Genomic DNA, 997 nt, shown 5'->3' on the forward strand with positions numbered 1-997 from the left:
GACGCATGGCGCCCTCGCCGGCCAGCTCCTCAAGCTGCTTCTCGCGCTCGGCGTAGGCCCGGTCGGCGTCGGCGATCAGCGCTTCGAGCAGCTCATCGCGAGTCAGCTCGCCGGGCTCACCCACTGCATCGGAGTCGATCAGGTCGTGGTGGTCGATCCCGACCGGGTACAGCGTCTTGAGCGCCTCCCACAACTTGGCCAGGTCCCAGTCCTCGGCGTAGCCCTCGGCGGTGGCGCCGTCGACGTAGGCGGTGATCACGTCGACGAGCATGTCGTGGGCCTGTTCCTGGAGGTTCTCGCCCTCGAGGAGCTTCCGCCGCTCCTTGTAGATGACCTTGCGCTGCTGGTTCATCACCTCGTCGTACTTGAGGACGTTCTTGCGGACCTCGAAGTTCTGCTGCTCGACCTGGGTCTGCGCGCTCTTGATGGCGCGGGTCACCATCTTGGCCTCGATCGGCACGTCGTCGGGCAGGTTCAGCCTGGTCAGCAACGATTCCAGCGTCGCGCCGTTGAACCGTCGCATCAATTCGTCACCCAGCGACAGGTAGAACCGGGATTCACCCGGGTCACCCTGGCGGCCCGAGCGGCCGCGCAACTGGTTGTCGATACGCCGCGACTCGTGACGCTCGGTGCCCAGCACATAGAGACCACCGGCCTCGACGACCTTCTCGGCCTCCTTGCTGGCCTCTTCCTTGATCGTCGTGAGGGTTTCGTCCCAAGCCGCCTCATACTCCTCGGGCGTCTCCACCGGGTCGAGGCCCTTTTCGCGCAGCCGCTTGTCGGCCAGGAAGTCGGCGTTGCCGCCGAGCACGATGTCCGTGCCGCGACCGGCCATGTTGGTGGCGACGGTGACGGCGCCGAGCCGGCCGGCCTCGGCGATGATGTTCGCCTCCTGCTCGTGGTACTTCGCGTTGAGCACGTTGTGCGGAATCTTGCGCTTGGTGAACTGCCGCGACAGATACTCGGAGCGCTCGACGCTGGTGGTACCGATCAGGAC

At 65.8% G+C, this 997-nt stretch carries 1 pseudogene; it reads right to left on the reverse strand.

Annotated elements, in window-relative coordinates:
* Positions 1-997 (reverse strand): annotated as a pseudogene (locus IMZ11_RS42490) (preprotein translocase subunit SecA); the annotation flags it as partial.

Origin of the sequence: Microtetraspora sp. AC03309 (assembly GCF_020826795.1) — a bacterium.
Taxonomy (GTDB): domain Bacteria; phylum Actinomycetota; class Actinomycetes; order Streptosporangiales; family Streptosporangiaceae; genus Microtetraspora; species Microtetraspora glauca.